11 protein-coding genes are annotated in these 14032 nt (G+C 72.6%); 8 read left to right on the forward strand and 3 right to left on the reverse strand.

From position 1 onward, the window contains the following. Positions 1 to 10: 10 nt before the first annotated feature. Complete coding sequence (locus ACQPYA_RS17720; RefSeq protein ID WP_433533529.1) at positions 11 to 676, reverse strand: hypothetical protein; 666 nt, start codon at positions 674 to 676, stop codon at positions 11 to 13. Positions 677 to 886: 210 nt separating this feature from the next. Between ACQPYA_RS17720 and ACQPYA_RS17725 the strand changes: the two genes are divergently transcribed. Beyond that, positions 887 to 2518 (forward strand): GMC family oxidoreductase, encoded by a 1632-nt coding sequence (locus ACQPYA_RS17725; protein WP_433528197.1) that lies wholly within the window; start codon positions 887 to 889, stop codon positions 2516 to 2518. Positions 2519 to 2539: 21 nt separating this feature from the next. Here ACQPYA_RS17725 and ACQPYA_RS17730 read toward each other — a convergent pair whose 3' ends face one another. After that, complete coding sequence (locus ACQPYA_RS17730; RefSeq protein ID WP_433528198.1) at positions 2540 to 3604, reverse strand: LLM class flavin-dependent oxidoreductase; 1065 nt, start codon at positions 3602 to 3604, stop codon at positions 2540 to 2542. Further along, a complete protein-coding gene (locus ACQPYA_RS17735; protein ID WP_433528199.1) occupies positions 3601 to 4740 on the reverse strand; it encodes an acyl-CoA dehydrogenase family protein in 1140 nt (379 codons plus the stop codon). Before ACQPYA_RS17735 ends, ACQPYA_RS17730 begins: the two co-directional genes overlap by 4 nt. A gap of 452 nt (positions 4741 to 5192) precedes the next feature. Between ACQPYA_RS17735 and ACQPYA_RS17740 the strand changes: the two genes are divergently transcribed. From ACQPYA_RS17740 to ACQPYA_RS17770, 7 genes are read left to right on the forward strand one after another with little or no spacing between them, the layout of a single operon-like run. Continuing rightward, positions 5193 to 6908, forward strand: a complete 1716-nt coding sequence (locus ACQPYA_RS17740) for an ABC transporter substrate-binding protein (RefSeq protein WP_433528200.1) — start codon at positions 5193 to 5195, stop codon at positions 6906 to 6908. Beyond that, complete coding sequence (locus tag ACQPYA_RS17745; protein ID WP_433528201.1) at positions 6905 to 7930, forward strand: ABC transporter permease; 1026 nt, start codon at positions 6905 to 6907, stop codon at positions 7928 to 7930. Before ACQPYA_RS17740 ends, ACQPYA_RS17745 begins: the two co-directional genes overlap by 4 nt. Before the next feature lie 12 nt (positions 7931 to 7942). Further along, positions 7943 to 8869 (forward strand): ABC transporter permease, encoded by a 927-nt coding sequence (locus tag ACQPYA_RS17750; protein ID WP_433528202.1) that lies wholly within the window; start codon positions 7943 to 7945, stop codon positions 8867 to 8869. Continuing rightward, entirely contained in the window at positions 8866 to 10554 is a 1689-nt protein-coding gene (locus ACQPYA_RS17755) for a dipeptide ABC transporter ATP-binding protein (protein WP_433528203.1), read from the forward strand. Before ACQPYA_RS17750 ends, ACQPYA_RS17755 begins: the two co-directional genes overlap by 4 nt. A gap of 12 nt (positions 10555 to 10566) precedes the next feature. Further along, positions 10567 to 11802 (forward strand): LLM class flavin-dependent oxidoreductase, encoded by a 1236-nt coding sequence (locus tag ACQPYA_RS17760; protein ID WP_433528204.1) that lies wholly within the window; start codon positions 10567 to 10569, stop codon positions 11800 to 11802. Between the two features lie 34 nt (positions 11803 to 11836). Then, complete coding sequence (locus ACQPYA_RS17765) at positions 11837 to 12805, forward strand: LLM class flavin-dependent oxidoreductase (RefSeq protein ID WP_433528205.1); 969 nt, start codon at positions 11837 to 11839, stop codon at positions 12803 to 12805. Beyond that, on the forward strand, positions 12802 to 14031 hold the full coding sequence (locus tag ACQPYA_RS17770; RefSeq protein ID WP_433528206.1) for an acyl-CoA dehydrogenase family protein: 1230 nt from the start codon (positions 12802 to 12804) through the stop codon (positions 14029 to 14031). Before ACQPYA_RS17765 ends, ACQPYA_RS17770 begins: the two co-directional genes overlap by 4 nt. The last annotated feature ends 1 nt before the right edge of the window (position 14032 follow it).

Genomic DNA, 14032 nt, shown 5'->3' on the forward strand with positions numbered 1-14032 from the left:
CTCGGAGGCGTCACCCGCGTCGGGGCGCCGGGCCGGTGTCGTTGAGCCGGAAGCTACTCGCCGGCGGGGCGTCGCCCAACTCCTCCATGATCAGACCCGACCGCGCCGAGTCCCGAAGGTACGCCCACCGATTGCTGATCACGTACTCCCGGGCACCGCCACCGGCCGCCGGGGCGATGACGAACCGCTGAGCCGAGTCGTCCGCCCGGCAGGCGGCGCCCCGCACCACCAGCGGATGCGCGTTGCCGGGGTTCTGCACCTGCCAACAGACGGGCTGCCCCGTGCCACCGCTGTAGTACGCCTTGACCAGGAACTCCTGACCGCCGAGCGGGGTCGGCACGAAGACCTGCCGACCGCGGTCGTCGTCCACCTCGGCGAGCCGCCCCCGGTCGAGCAGGGACAGCCCCGACTCGAACGCGCCGACCCGCACGATCGTGACCCGGCGCTTACCGGAGAGCAGCGGGTCGGCGCTCGGCGTCGCCTGCGGGGAGGCCGTCGCACCGTCGACGGTCGGGCTCACCGCCGCCGCACCATCGGCGATCGGGGTCGCCGCCACCGGGGCCGTCCCGGCCGGTCCGGTGTCGCCGTCGGAGCCGGACGCCAGCCCGTACACCCCCACGGCGGCGCCGGCCAACGCCACCAGGCCCACACCTGCGAGCCATCTACCCACCACCATCATCGCCTCCCCGGCTGCCGGTTGTCGGTGTGGCCAAACCGTCCTGGCCCGCCACCGCGTACAGCCTCATGACGCGCGGGTCCGGGGGGTGGTTTCACCGATCCGCCAGAACTTTCGCCCTCGCCGGACGGCACGACCAGCACCCTTCCCATTCAGTGATCAAGGCAATACGGTGGGTACGGCGCTGGGGTCACGGATCGGAGGTCCCAGGTGGCGGAGTTCGACTACATCGTGGTTGGCGCGGGTTCGGCGGGGTGCGTGCTGGCCAACCGGCTGACCGAGGATCCGGGCATCCGGGTGCTGCTCGTCGAGGCCGGCGGGTGGGACAGCAGCCCGTGGGTGCGCATTCCCAAGGGGTTCAGCCGGCTGATGGACGACCGGCGCACCGCCTGGCACTACCCCGCCGAGGTAACGCCGGGGCGGCAGGAGATCTGGCAACGCGGTCGACTGATCGGCGGCTCAAGCTCGATCAACGGCATGGTGTACGCCCGCGGCGACCGGCTCGACTACGACGAACTGGAACGCCGGGGCAACCCCGGCTGGGGCTGGGACACCATGCTGCCGATCTTCAAGCGGTTGGAGGACAACCCGCTCGGGGCCTCCGAGGTGCGCGGCGCCGGCGGCCCGTTGCGGTTGTCCACCGCCACCGGCACCGACGAGATCTGCGAGGAGACCATCGCCGCCGCCGAGGAACTGGGCTGGCGCCGGGTCGACGACCTGAACGCCACCGAAGACGAGCGGATCGGCTACCTGATGGCGACCATCCGTGACGGTCGCCGCAGCAGCGCCGCCGACGCCTTCCTGCACCCGGTCCGCCAGCGGCCCAACCTGACCGTGGCGGTGCGGACGGTCGTGCTGCGGGTCCTCGTCGAGCGGGGTCGCGCCGTCGGCGTACGCGCCCGCCGGGGCGGGCAGACGGTCGACCACCGGGCCGCCGCCGAGGTCGTCCTCGCTGCCGGCGCGATCGCCACGCCACAGCTGTTGCAGGTCTCCGGCATCGGCCCGGCCGACACCCTGCGCCGGGCCGGCGTCCCGGTGCTGCTCGACCGGCCCCGGGTCGGTGCCGGCCTGCGGGAGCACCGGACCACGCCGATGCAGCACCGGCTGGTCGGCCGGGCCGGCTACAACCCGCGGCTGAGCAGCCTGCCCGGGCAGGCCCGGGAGATGCTGCGGTACGTGTTCACCCGGCGCGGTCCGCTCGCCCTGCCGGTGTACGACCTCGGGGCGTACCTCCGGGCCGAGCCGGAGGCCGACCACCCGGACGCCCAGATGCTGATCGCGCCCTTCTCGGCGGCGCCCCGGCGACCCGGACGAGCGATCGAGCTGGAGTCCGAGTCGGGGCTGATGGCCCAGGTCACGGTGACCCGGCCGGAGAGCGAGGGCAGCCTCGCGATCACCTCGGCCGACCCGGGCGCCGCGCCGCGGATCGTCGCCAGCTACTTCGACGCCGGACACGACCGGCGGGTGGCGGTCGCCGCCTTCCGGCGGGCGCGGGAGTTGTTCGCCACCGGGCCGATCGCCAAGCGGATCTCGGCGGAGACCGTGCCCGGTCCCGAGGTGCAGCACGACGACGAGATCATCCAGGCGGGGCGGTCGCTCGGCTACTGCGGCTACCACGCGGTGGGCACCTGCGCGATGGGCCCCGGCGACGACTTCGTGGTGGACCCGCAGTTGCGGGTCCGGGGCGTGGCCGGCCTGCGCATCGTGGACGCCTCGGTCCTGCCGATCCTCGTCTCCGGCTACCTCAACGCCCCCATCATGGCCCTGGCCTGGCGGGCCGCCGACCTGATCCGGGCCACCTCCCGAGATCCTGGCACCGGACAGCCCTCCGAGGGGCGTTGACATACCGAGATCTCGGACGGCTCAGGGGCGTAGCAGGGGTAGGAGTTGGGTGCCCTGGCGTTGGATTTCCGGCAGGTAGGGGGTGTCGGAGAGGACGAAGTGGGTCACCCCGAGGCTCTGGTATCTGCGCAGCGACTTCGCCACGTCCTCGGCGGAGCCGACCAGCCAGGTGGTGCCCGCCCCGCCGCCGCCGAAGGTGCCGGGGGTGGTGTAGAGGTTGTCGTCGAGCACCTCCCCCCGGGCCGCGAGGTCGAGCAGCCGCTGCTGACCGACGGCGGCGTGCCGGTTCGGGTCGCGGGCGATGAGGCCCTTGCCGGTCGCCATCTGCGCGACCTTCGCCTCGGCGTCGGCCCACGCCTGCTCGGTGGTGTCCCGGATCAGGGTGGTGACGCGCAGCCCGAACTCCAGCGGCGGGTGCTCCCGACCCAACTTCTCGCCAAGGCGCCGGAGACGCTCGATCCGCTCGGCGACGCCGTCGAGCGGCTCCCCCCAGAACAACTGCACGTCGGCCTCGGTGGCGGCCACCGACTCCGCGGCCGCCGAGGCGCCGCCGAAGTAGAGCCGGGGGTGCCGGCGGGAGCCCCGTTCGACGGGTCGGGGCACCACCGTCGAGTCGGTGACCGAGAAGTGTTCACCGTGGTGTGTGACCCGCTCCTCGGTCCACAGGCGACGGACGATCCGGATGAACTCCCGGGTGCGGGCGTAGCGGTGGGCCTGGTCGCCCTCGTCGTCACCGTACGCCGCCAGGTTGTCCTTGCCGGACACGATGTTGACCAGCACCCGTCCCCCGGTGAGATGGTCCAGGGTCGCGGCGGCGGAGGCGAAGTTGGCCGGCCGCCAGTAGCCGGGCCGGATCGCGATCAGCGGCTGAAACGTGGTGGTCCGCGCGGCGAGCGCGGTCGCGACCGTGAAGGTGTCCGGCCGTCCCCAGCCGGTGCCGATGAGGGCGCCCGCCCAGCCGTGCTCTTCGAGGGCCAGGGCGTGGCTGGTGAGGGTCGCCAGGCTGTTGTGGCGCTCGACGACGTCGTCGCCCCGGTGGCCGGGCTGGACCTGGTTCGGGATGTACCAGAGGAATTCGAGGCTCATGACAGGTCTTCCTTTCGGTTGGGTGCGCGGTGGACGAAGTGGGCGAGCTGGGCCTCGCGGACGGCCGTGGACTGGCCTTGGACAAGGAGGAAGAGGGCCGACCGCGCGTGCAGTTGGGCGGTGTCCTCGCTGGCGATGCCGTGCCCGGAGCGGGCGACGAGCAGGGCGCGGGTGAGGGTGCCGAGCGCCTCGCCGGTGGCGACCTTGAGGGCGAGGCGCTCGTCGAGCCGGTACGGCCCGCCGCCGGCCGCGGCGGCCTCGTCGGAGAGTCCGTAGGCGTCCGCGCGCAGCTGCCCGATTCGCGGGGCCCATGCCGCGGCCACCTGCGGCGCCAGCGGGTGGGACGCGGCCCCCAGTTCGCGCAGTACGGTCGCCGCCAGCCCGAAGTGGTGGGGGCGGGCGTCGCTCGCGGTGGCGAGGTCGGCCGTGCGCCACCGGGCGATCGGCTGCGTGCCGAGAACGTGCTCCTCGGGTACGGCGACCTGGTCGAGCCGTACCCGTCGGGTGCGGCTGCCGGTGACGGCGCTGAGCCGCAGGGGGGTCGCCGGGGTCTGCTCGCCGACCGGCACGAGCGCGGTCACCACGGTGCCGGCGCCCGGCTCGACGGCGGCGACGGCGAGCGCCTCGTTGAGTCCCCAGCCGCTGACCCAGGTGATGGTGCCGTCAAGGATCCAGCCGCCCCGGGCGGGCGTGGCGGAGATGAAGTGCTCCGGGAAGCGGCGAACATCGCTGATGCCGGCGCCGGCGAGCAGCCGGCCACGGAGCAGCCGCTCGGCCAGCTCGCTCGGTGCGCGCCCTTCGGCGAGCGATGCCGCGACACGTCCGACGATCGGGGCGTGCTGCGCCCAGACCAGCCAGGTGTTGACGCAGGCGCCGGCGATGGTCTCGTGCAGGCGCCGGTCGGCGCCGCGGTCGAGCCCGGCACCGCCGTACGCGACGGGAGCCAGGTGGTTGAGCGCGCCCAGCTCGGCCAGGCGGTTGATGGTCTCGGCGGGGACCTCGGTCCGGTCGGTCTTCAGCGCGGCCGGCCGGAGGGTCTGCTCGGCGTACTGTCGGAGGCGGGCGACGAAGGGGTGCCGGTCGGCCGCCTCGACGGCCTGGGCTGCGCTGTTGGCCGCCGTCGTGGTGGATGTCATCACTCTCCCCGGTGCCGGCCCGTCCCGGGCCAGCTCGTCAAGGCTTCCCCCCGGCGGCGCCGAAGGTATGGCCGAAATCACGATTAACTCCTATCAAGCCTATAGGTATTGTATAGATCATGGCCGGGTTGCTTCTCTACTCCAGGCGCGAGATCGACTTCGCGCTCTTCGCCAGCGCGCTCTGTCAGCGCTGATCGGTCGTCGCGCCGCCCTCGACGAGTCGGCGCTGACCAGCCCCCGATCCGCAGCCACTTGGCGGTGATCGGCCCGTGGACGACCGCCACGGCGGCGTCATCGTCGACGCCCGATCCCGCCACGCCCCCCGTCAGCCGCCCGGAACGCCGCGCCCCCACCAACCCGGGAACCGCGCGCCCACCGGCCGGCCCACTCGCGTCATCTGAGAGCCGGTAGCCGGAGCCATGCCCGGCTGCCTCGACCACTGAGAGAAGCCGATGTCTGACCTCCGAAGTTCGATCGAGAACGCCACACCGGGCCGCCGTACCTGGCCCTGGCTCGCCGGGTTCGCCGTCCTCGCGCTCGTCGCCGGGATCGGGTTCGCCGCCGCCCGCGGCGGCGACTCCGCGGACCAGGCCGCCGCCGACGGCGCACCCGTACGCGGCGGCACCCTGCAGTTCGCGCTCATCGACTACCAGCGCAGCCCCGACCCGCACTGGGGCACGAACTACGCCGAATCCCTGATCGGGAACAACGTCACCGACAAGCTGACCTGGCAGGACCCGGACACCGGCGAGATCACGCCGTGGCTGGCGGAGTCCTGGGAGTACAACGACGACCTCACCGAGTTCACGTTCCGCCTGCGCACGGACGTCACGTTCAGCGACGGCACCCCGTTCGACGCGGAGGCCGTCAAGGCCAACTTCGACCAGTACGTGCGGGGCGACGAGAAGCTGGGCATCAACCCCAACGGCGCCGTCCTGCTCCCCGGCTACCTGGAAACCCGGACGCCGGACCAGCACACCGTGGTGGTCCGCTTCGAGAAGCCGCTCGCCAGCTTCCTCCAGGCGTCCGCGTTCACCGCCAACGCCCAGCCCGGGTTCCTGTCACTGTCGACGCTGAAGCTGAGCGCAGAGCAACGCACCGACCCGACGAAGATCATCGGCACCGGGCCGTTCGTGTACGAGTCGTGGGAGGAGCAGGTCAAGACCGTCCTGGTCCGGCGCGCGGGCTACCACTGGTCGCCGCCCGCGATCGGGCACGACGGCGAGGCGTACCTGGACCGGGTCGTCTTCAACACGATCCCGGAGGCCAGCGTCCGGACCGGCTCGCTGGCCTCCGGCAGCATCGACGCCACGCTCGACGTCGGAACCACCGACGAGAAGCCACTGGCCGCCCAGGGATTTAAGATCATCAGTCGCGGTGTCTCCGGCACCGCGATCTTCTTCAACCTCAACTCCCAACTCTTCCCGACCAACGACATCGCGGTACGCAGGGCGATCCAGCTCGGCTGGGACCGGGAGGCCGTCAAGCAGACCGTGCTGACCGACTCCTACTCGGTCGCCACCTCGGTGCTCGCGCCCTCCGTTCCCGGCTACGTCGACTACAGCGCCTCGGTGCTCCGGTACGACCCCGACGAGGCCGCGCGACTGCTCGACGCGGCCGGCTGGGCACCCGGCCCGGACGGGATCCGGGTCAAGGACGGCAGGAAGCTCGTCGTCAAGCTGCTCGGCATCAGCAACCTGGTGGTGAACAAGCCGGCCTACGAGTCGGTCCAGCAGGACCTCAAGAAGATCGGCATCGACCTGCAACTCACCGTCGTGCCGATCCCGGACTACTCGGCAAACGTCGCCAATGCGAAGACCGACTGGAACATCACCGCCGCCAACCGCTCCCGCAACGACCCGGCCGTGCTCAACCTGCAGTACAGCCCGCTGCTCGGCAACGGCGCCCACCTCACCCAGGACTCCACCGGCGTCGACGTCGACGAGGTCACGCAGGCCCTGGGCCAGCTCGAACTCACCCTCGACCCGGCCCGGCGCAACCAGTACGCCAAGGCCGCCCAGGATCTCCTGCTGGACAAGTACGCGCTGGTCAGCCCGGTCTACAACCCGTCGCAGGTGATCGCCCACGCGGACCACGTCCACGGGATCATCTTCGACGCCCAGTCCCGCAACCACTTCGTCGACGCCTGGAAGAGCAACGGGAAGTGACGGTCGGTGGTCGCCGGGGACGGATCCCCGGCGACCACCCGCCCACCCGGGAAAGGAACGTCGTGCTCCGCTACGTCGCGCTGAAGATCTGCCGGGCCCTGTTCGTGGTCTGGGCCGCGTTCACGCTGACCTTCGTCCTGCTGTTCGTACTGCCGGCGAACCCGGTGGACCTGCTCTTCGACCCGGCCGAGCTCAACACCGTTCCGCCCGAGGTCCGCGAGCAGATGGCGCAGAACTACGGCTTCGACAAGCCGGTGGTGTTGCAGTACCTCGACCGGCTGGGTCACGCCCTGGCCGGTGACTTCGGCAGCTCGGTGCAGTCGGGCCGGCCGGTCACCGCCGCGATCCTCGACGTGCTGCCGAGCACCCTGCTCCTCGCCGCCGGCGCGCTGGTGCTGGCCCTGCTCATCGCCTTCGTCATCGCGCTGGTCGCCACCGCGACCCGCCACGTCTGGCTCCGCAACCTGGTCGAGGCGCTACCGTCGGCCTCGGTGTCGGTGCCGGTCTTCCTCTCCGGGATCCTGATCCTGCAGGTCTTCTCGTTCCGGCTGGGCTGGTTCCCGGCCTTCGGCGACGACGGTCTCAGGAGTCTCGTCCTGCCGCTGGTCACGCTGGCGATCCCGGTGTCGGGCCCGATCGCGCAACTGCTCGTGCGCAGCTTCGCCACCGAGTTCCACTCCGGCTACGTCACCACGAGTTGGGCCAAGGGAGCCACCCGCCGCCGCATCATCGTCGGCGACGTCTTCCGGAACGCCAGTCTGCCGGCGCTCACCATCGCCGGCATCACCTTCGGCAACCTGATCGCCGGCTCCGTCATTACCGAGACCGTCTTCGCCCGCCGGGGCATCGGCCGGATGACGCAGAACGCGATCAACACCCTCGACGTCCCGCTGGTCCAGGGAATCGTGGTGCTCGTGGCGGTCAGCTTCGCGTTGATCAACTTGATCGTCGACCTGATCTATCCGCTGCTGGATCCGCGACTGCGGGCCACGCTCGCCGCCTCCCCCTCCCCGGCAGCGTGAGGAGAACACGCGATGACCGCCGAACCTCACACCCTCGCCCCGCCCCGTACCCCGGACCCGACGGCGCCGCGCGCGACGCCCGCCCCCGTGCCGGGCAGGGGGCCGGCCGCCGCCCGCGCGCTCGCCCGGCGACTCGGTGAACCCGCCCGGCAACCGACCCTCCTGGTCGCCTGGATCGTCGTGCTCGTCGTGATCGGCTGGGCCGTCGCCCCGCAACTGTTCACCTCCTACAGCCCCTACCAGGGCGACCCCAGCGCGAGCTTCGCGGCACCGAGCGCCGAGCACTGGTTCGGCACCGACCGGCTGGGCCGGGACCTCTTCGCCCGCAGCGTCTACGGGGCGCGCACCACCCTCACCGCGACCCTGCTGGCGGTACTCATCGCCTTCGGCATCGGCACGGTGGTCGGGCTGGTCGCCGGCTTCGCCCGGGGCGTCGTCGACACCGCCATCATGCGGGTGGTCGACGTCTTCCTGGCGATCCCCAGCCTGCTGCTGGCCATGGTGGTGGTGTCGGTGCTCGGCTACTCCACGCACAACATCGCCCTGGCGGTCGGCATCTCCTCGATCGCCTCGTTCGCGCGGGTGATGCGAGCCGAGGTGTTCACGGTGATGACCCAGGACTACGTCAAGGCCGCGTACGGCCTCGGGGTGCGCCGGTGGGGCGTACTGGCCCGGCACGTCGTACCCAACTCGCTCAGCTCGGTGGTCGCGCTGGCCGCGCTGGAGGTTGGTGCGGCCGTGCTCGCCGTCGCCTCGCTCGGCTTCCTCGGCTACGGCGCGCCACCGCCGCAGCCGGAGTGGGGGCTGCTGGTGGCCGAGGGCCGCGACTACGTCGCGGTCCACCCGTGGACCTCGATCCTGCCGGGCGCGGCCCTCGCCATCGTCGTCATCGCCACCCACCGCATCAGCACCTCGTTCCGGAAGGGCCACCGCCGATGACCGACACCGCCCGCACCAGGTCCACCGCCGCGGCCGACCCGGCGTCGGACCCCCTGCTGCGGATCGCCGACCTCACCGTCGACTACCGGACCGGACGTCGTCAGTGGACGCCCGCCGTGCGGAGCGTCAGCCTCCACGTCGAGCCGGGCGAGTTCGTCTCGCTGGTCGGGGAATCCGGCTCGGGCAAGACCACCCTGGTCCAGGGCGCCCTCGGGCTGCTGCCCGCCGCCGCGCGGATCCGGTCCGGCGCGATCGCCTACTCCGGCGTCGACGTCACCGGCTGGCACGACCGGCGGATGGCGCTGGTGCGGGGCAACTACGTGGGTTTCATCCCGCAGGACCCGAACACCTCGCTGAACCCGGTCAAGCGGATCGGCCAGCAGGTGGTCGAGGCGGTACGGTTCAACGCGCCCCGGACGGCCGACGCGGCGCGGCACCGTGACGCCGCGCTGGAGAGCCTGCGTACCGCCGGGTTGTCCGACGTCGAGCGGGTGTTCCAGCAGTACCCGCACGAGCTCTCCGGCGGCATGAAACAGCGGGCGCTCATCGCCATCGCCCTGGCCGGCCAACCGAAGATCATCCTGGCCGACGAGCCGACCAGCGCCCTCGACGTCACCGTCCAGAAGGTCATCCTCGACCACCTGATCCGGTTGCGCGAGGAACTCGGCATCGGCATCCTGCTGGTCACCCACGACCTCGGTGTCGCACTGGACCGCTCCGACCGGATCCTGGTCATGCGCAACGGCGAGATCGTCGAGCAGGGCCCGGTACGCCGGGTGCTGGAGCACCCGACCGACGACTACACCCGCCGGCTGCTCGATGCCGCCCCCAACCGGCACCGCGGCCGGCTCGAACCCACCTCCGGCCGGCGGCCGGCGGCGGCCGACCCGCCGGCCGTGCTGCGGGCCCACGCGCTCACCAAGACCTACCACCTGCGGGGCCGGGACCAGCGGCGGGAGCTGCGCGCGCTGGACGCCGCCGACCTGCTGGTGCGCGAAGGCACCACGCACGCGATCGTCGGCGAGTCCGGCGCCGGGAAGTCCACCCTGGCCAGCATCCTGGTCGGCTTCGCCACCGCCGACGCCGGCACCGTCCACGTCGGCGACCGCCTCCTGACCGGGCTGCGTGGCGCGCGGCTCCGGGAGCTTCGCCGCGACCTCCAGTTCGTGTTCCAGAACCCGTTCACCTCGCTCGACCCCCGCTTTCCGGTGCGCCGGATCATCGCCGAGCCGCTGCGGGCGTTCCGGTTGGCGACCAGCGCGCGGCAACGCACCGACCGGGTGGTCGAGCTGTTGCGGGCGGTGGCCCTGGACGAGAGCTACCTGGACCGGCTGCCGGGCCAGCTCTCCGGCGGCCAGCGGCAGCGGGTGGCGATCGCCCGGGCGATCGCGCTCAACCCCCGGATCCTGGTGCTGGACGAGGCGGTGAGCGCACTCGACGCCTCGGTGCAGGCCCAGATCCTGCAACTGCTGGTCGACCTACAGGCCGAGTTGGGGCTCAGCTACGTCTTCGTCACCCACGACCTCGGCGTGGTCCGCCTGATCGCCGACGACGTCACGGTGATGCGGGACGGGACGGTGGTCGAGACCGGCCGGGCCGAAGAGGTCTTCCGCGCACCACGACACGACTACACCCGACAGCTGCTGGCGGCGATCCCGGGCACCCGGCTCGCCGCCGCCCGGTAAAGGGAGAAGGCCATGCTGCACCTCAACGTCAACATCCTCAACGCGGGCGTCTTCGGTGGCTCCTGGCGCTTCCCGGGCACCGACGGCACCGCCAGCTACACCATCGAGCACTACACCTCGATCGCGAAGAAGGCCGAGCGGGCCAAGCTCGACGCCGTCTTCCTGGCGGACGGCCCGCTGCTCGACCCGAGCATCGCCCACCGCACCGGAAACAACCTCGAACCCACCACCGTCCTGGCCCGCATCGCCGCGCAGACCGAGCGGATCGGCCTGATCGGCACCCTCTCCTCCTCCTACAACGACCCCGTCGAGCTGGCCCGCCGCCTGGGTGACCTCGACTATCTCAGCGGCGGCCGGTTCGGCTGGAACGTGGTGACCACCGCGGGAGCGGTGGCCGCCCGCAACTTCGGCCGGACCAGCGAACCCGAGCACGCCCTGCGCTACCGGCGGGCCGCCGAGTTCGCCGCGCACGTCGTCGCCAGCTGGGCGGGACGTACCGAACTCGCCTCCCCGCAGGGCCGCCCGGTCGTGGTCCAGGCTGGCGGCTCCCGGGACGGCCGCCGGCTCGCCGCCCAGGTCGGCGAGGTCATCTTCTCCGCCGACCAGGATCTCGACCACGCGCGGGCCTTCCGCGCCGAGATCCGCGAGAGCGCCACCGCGTTCGGACGCCGTCCGGAGGACGTCGTGATCCTGCCCGGCATCTCCACCGTCGTGGGCAGCACCGAGGCCGAGGCGCACGCCCGGCGGCAGCTGCTCGACGAGATCCTGCCCGACGCGTACGCCCGCCAGCGCCTCGCCGGCCAGCTCGGGATCGCCCTCGACGGGCTTGCCGACGACGAGCCGATCCCGACCGAACTGCTCGTGGATCCCGACCACGCCGGTGGCTCGCAGACCTTCTACCGGATCGTCAAGGCGATCATCGACACCGAACGCCCGACCCTCGGCCAACTGCTGAAGAAGCTCTCCGGCGGCGGCGGGCACCGCATCGTCGTCGGCACCCCGGAGCAGATCGCCGACGACATCGAGACCTGGTTCCGGGCGGGCGCGGCCGACGGCTTCAACGTGATGCCCGACGTGCTGCCGTCGGGCTTCGACGACTTCGCCGACCACGTGGTGCCCGAGCTGCAACGGCGCGGCCTGTTCCGCACCGAGTACGACGGCCGGACCCTGCGCGAGCACCTCGGGCTCGGCCTGCCGGCGGTCCCGGCCCCGGCGGCCGAGCCGCGCGCCGTCGAACCCGCCCGGTGACCATCCCCATTCGCAACCTGGAGGTGATCGATTCATGAGTACGGCTGTCCAGCTCGCCCTCGCGGTCGGGGTACCGGACCCGCACCGGGCCGACGGCCCGGCGGTGGTCTCCCTCGCCGGGGCCCGCACCATCGCCGCGGTGGCACGGCAGGTCGGTGTCGCCGCGATCCGGATCGCCGACGGCGGGCCGACCGGGCGCACCCTCGACCCGACGGTGGTCGCCGCCTACCTCGCCGGGGTCCACGACGGCGTCGGCTACGTCGCCGAGATCCCGACCACCCGGCACGCGCCGTACAACGTCGCCCGCCGCGTGCTCTCCCTCGACCGGGCCACCGCCGGTCGCGCCGGCATCGCCCTGCGAGCCGGTCAGGGCGACGAGGTCAGCGAGGCAGCCGCCGCGGGCCACGACGCGACGGATCCCGCCCGGCGCTGGGCGGAGTACGTCCAGGTGCTGACCCGGCTGTGGGAGTCGTTCCCGCAGGCGGCGCTCGTCGGCGATCAGCAGGCCGGCATCGTCGTCGACACGGCACTGGTCAAACCGATCAACCACGAGGGCGCCTACTACCGGGTCGCCGGCCCGCTGGACGGGCCGTCCTCCCGGCAGGGACGCCCGGTGGTCGTGGCCGACCTGGGCACCCTCGACGCGGCAGCGGTCGCGGAACACGCGGACGTCGTCGTGGTCGACCGCTGGCGGGCCGCCGGCGCCGACGCCGCGTTGACCGATGCCCTGCGGCGCGCCGGCCGGTCCCGGCACGACGTCGCGCTGCTCGGCCGGGCCGAGCTGGCCCGGCCCGGACCGGCCGCCGTGGCTCTCGGTGACGAGTTGCGGGCCTGGGCCGCCGAGCAGCGGCTCGACGGGGTCGAACTGCTCGCCCGGGGTGGCACCGAGCAGGTGGTGAGCGCGCTGCGCACGGTGGTGCCGCGACTGGTGCAGACCGGCGCACCGCCGCCCACCCTGCGGGCCGCGCTGGGCCTGGCCGAGGTCGCGGCGGTGCTGGCATGACCGCCGGACTGGTCGGCACCGCCCCGGCCGGCCCCGCCGACCCGGCACCCGCCTTCACCGTCGAGGGCATCCGGGCCGCGATCCGGCCGGTCCTGGACCGCCTCGGCGTCAGCGCCGCCGCTCGCGAGCAGGCCCGCGACTACGCGTTCGACGACGTGCGGGCGCTGGCCGAGCAGCGGATCACCCTGACCGGCATCGCCCGGGTCGACGGCGGCGCCGGCGGCACGCTACGGGACGTGACCGACCTGATCATCGACATCGCCCGGGCCGACTCCAACGTGGCCCAGGCGCTGCGCAACAGCTTCCTCACCGCCCATCAGGTGGCGACCCGCCCCGACCTGCCCCACCGGGCGGTCACCCTGCGGCGGCTGCGCGCCGGCGACCTCTTCGCCGGCACCGCCAACGAACGCTCCGGCGGGGCCAGCGGCTCGGTCAACACCACCATCCGGCGCGACGGCGACGGGTACGTCATCAACGGCGAGAAGTACTACTCGACCGGCGGGCTGTACGCCTCGTGGTTCTCCGGTTCGGCCAGGGACGAGAACGGCGCCGTGTTCGGCTTCACCGTGCCGGTGGAGCGTGACGGCGTACACCGGCTCGACGACTTCGACGCGGTCGGCCAGCGCCTGACGGCCAGCGGCACCACCCGGCTGGTGGACGTACGGGTCGCCGCCGACGAGATCGTGAAGCGGGACAACAGCCGGTTGGACAACCCGTGGCTGGGATCGTTCGCCCAGCTCTACCTGGCCGCGGTCGAGGCCGGCATCGCCGCCGCCGCGCTCGACGACGCCGTCTGGTTCGTCCGCGAGAAGGCCCGGCCGATCAAGCACAGCACGGCGAGCCGCAGCGGTGACGACCCCTACGTGCGACAGACCGTGGGCGAGATCGCCGCCCGTGCCCACGCGGCCCGGTCGGTGGTGCTACTCGCCGCCGACGTGCTCCAGGGCGTACCCGGCCTGACCGGTCCGGCGGCACGTGCCGCCGGCGCCGAGGCCGCGGTCACCGTGGCGCAGACCGGGGTGGTCGCCATCGAGTCCGCGCTGCGCGCCGCCGAGCTGCTCTTCGACGTCGCCGGTGGTTCGATCACCGGCCGTGACCTCGGCTTCGACCGGCACTGGCGCAACGCCCGCACGGTCGCCAACCACAACCCCCGGCAGTGGAAGGCATCGGTTGCCGGCGCGTACCACCTGGTCGGGGAGGAACCGCCGACCACGGGCCTGTTCTGAA

The organism is Micromonospora sp. CA-263727 (assembly GCF_050942455.1).
Classification (GTDB): Bacteria; Actinomycetota; Actinomycetes; order Mycobacteriales; family Micromonosporaceae; genus Micromonospora.

What these genes read in the sequence shown, in the direction of transcription:
- ACQPYA_RS17720 (WP_433533529.1), bottom strand. Translation starts at nt 676, where the DNA reads ATGGTGGTGGGTAGATGGCTCGCAGGTGTGGGCCTGGTGGCGTTGGCC.
- ACQPYA_RS17730 (WP_433528198.1), bottom strand. Translation starts at nt 3,604, where the DNA reads ATGAGCCTCGAATTCCTCTGGTACATCCCGAACCAGGTCCAGCCCGGC.
- ACQPYA_RS17735 (WP_433528199.1), bottom strand. Translation starts at nt 4,740, where the DNA reads ATGACATCCACCACGACGGCGGCCAACAGCGCAGCCCAGGCCGTCGAG.
- ACQPYA_RS17740 (WP_433528200.1), top strand. Translation starts at nt 5,193, where the DNA reads ATGTCTGACCTCCGAAGTTCGATCGAGAACGCCACACCGGGCCGCCGT.
- ACQPYA_RS17750 (WP_433528202.1), top strand. Translation starts at nt 7,943, where the DNA reads ATGACCGCCGAACCTCACACCCTCGCCCCGCCCCGTACCCCGGACCCG.
- ACQPYA_RS17755 (WP_433528203.1), top strand. Translation starts at nt 8,866, where the DNA reads ATGACCGACACCGCCCGCACCAGGTCCACCGCCGCGGCCGACCCGGCG.
- ACQPYA_RS17760 (WP_433528204.1), top strand. Translation starts at nt 10,567, where the DNA reads ATGCTGCACCTCAACGTCAACATCCTCAACGCGGGCGTCTTCGGTGGC.
- ACQPYA_RS17765 (WP_433528205.1), top strand. Translation starts at nt 11,837, where the DNA reads ATGAGTACGGCTGTCCAGCTCGCCCTCGCGGTCGGGGTACCGGACCCG.
- ACQPYA_RS17770 (WP_433528206.1), top strand. Translation starts at nt 12,802, where the DNA reads ATGACCGCCGGACTGGTCGGCACCGCCCCGGCCGGCCCCGCCGACCCG.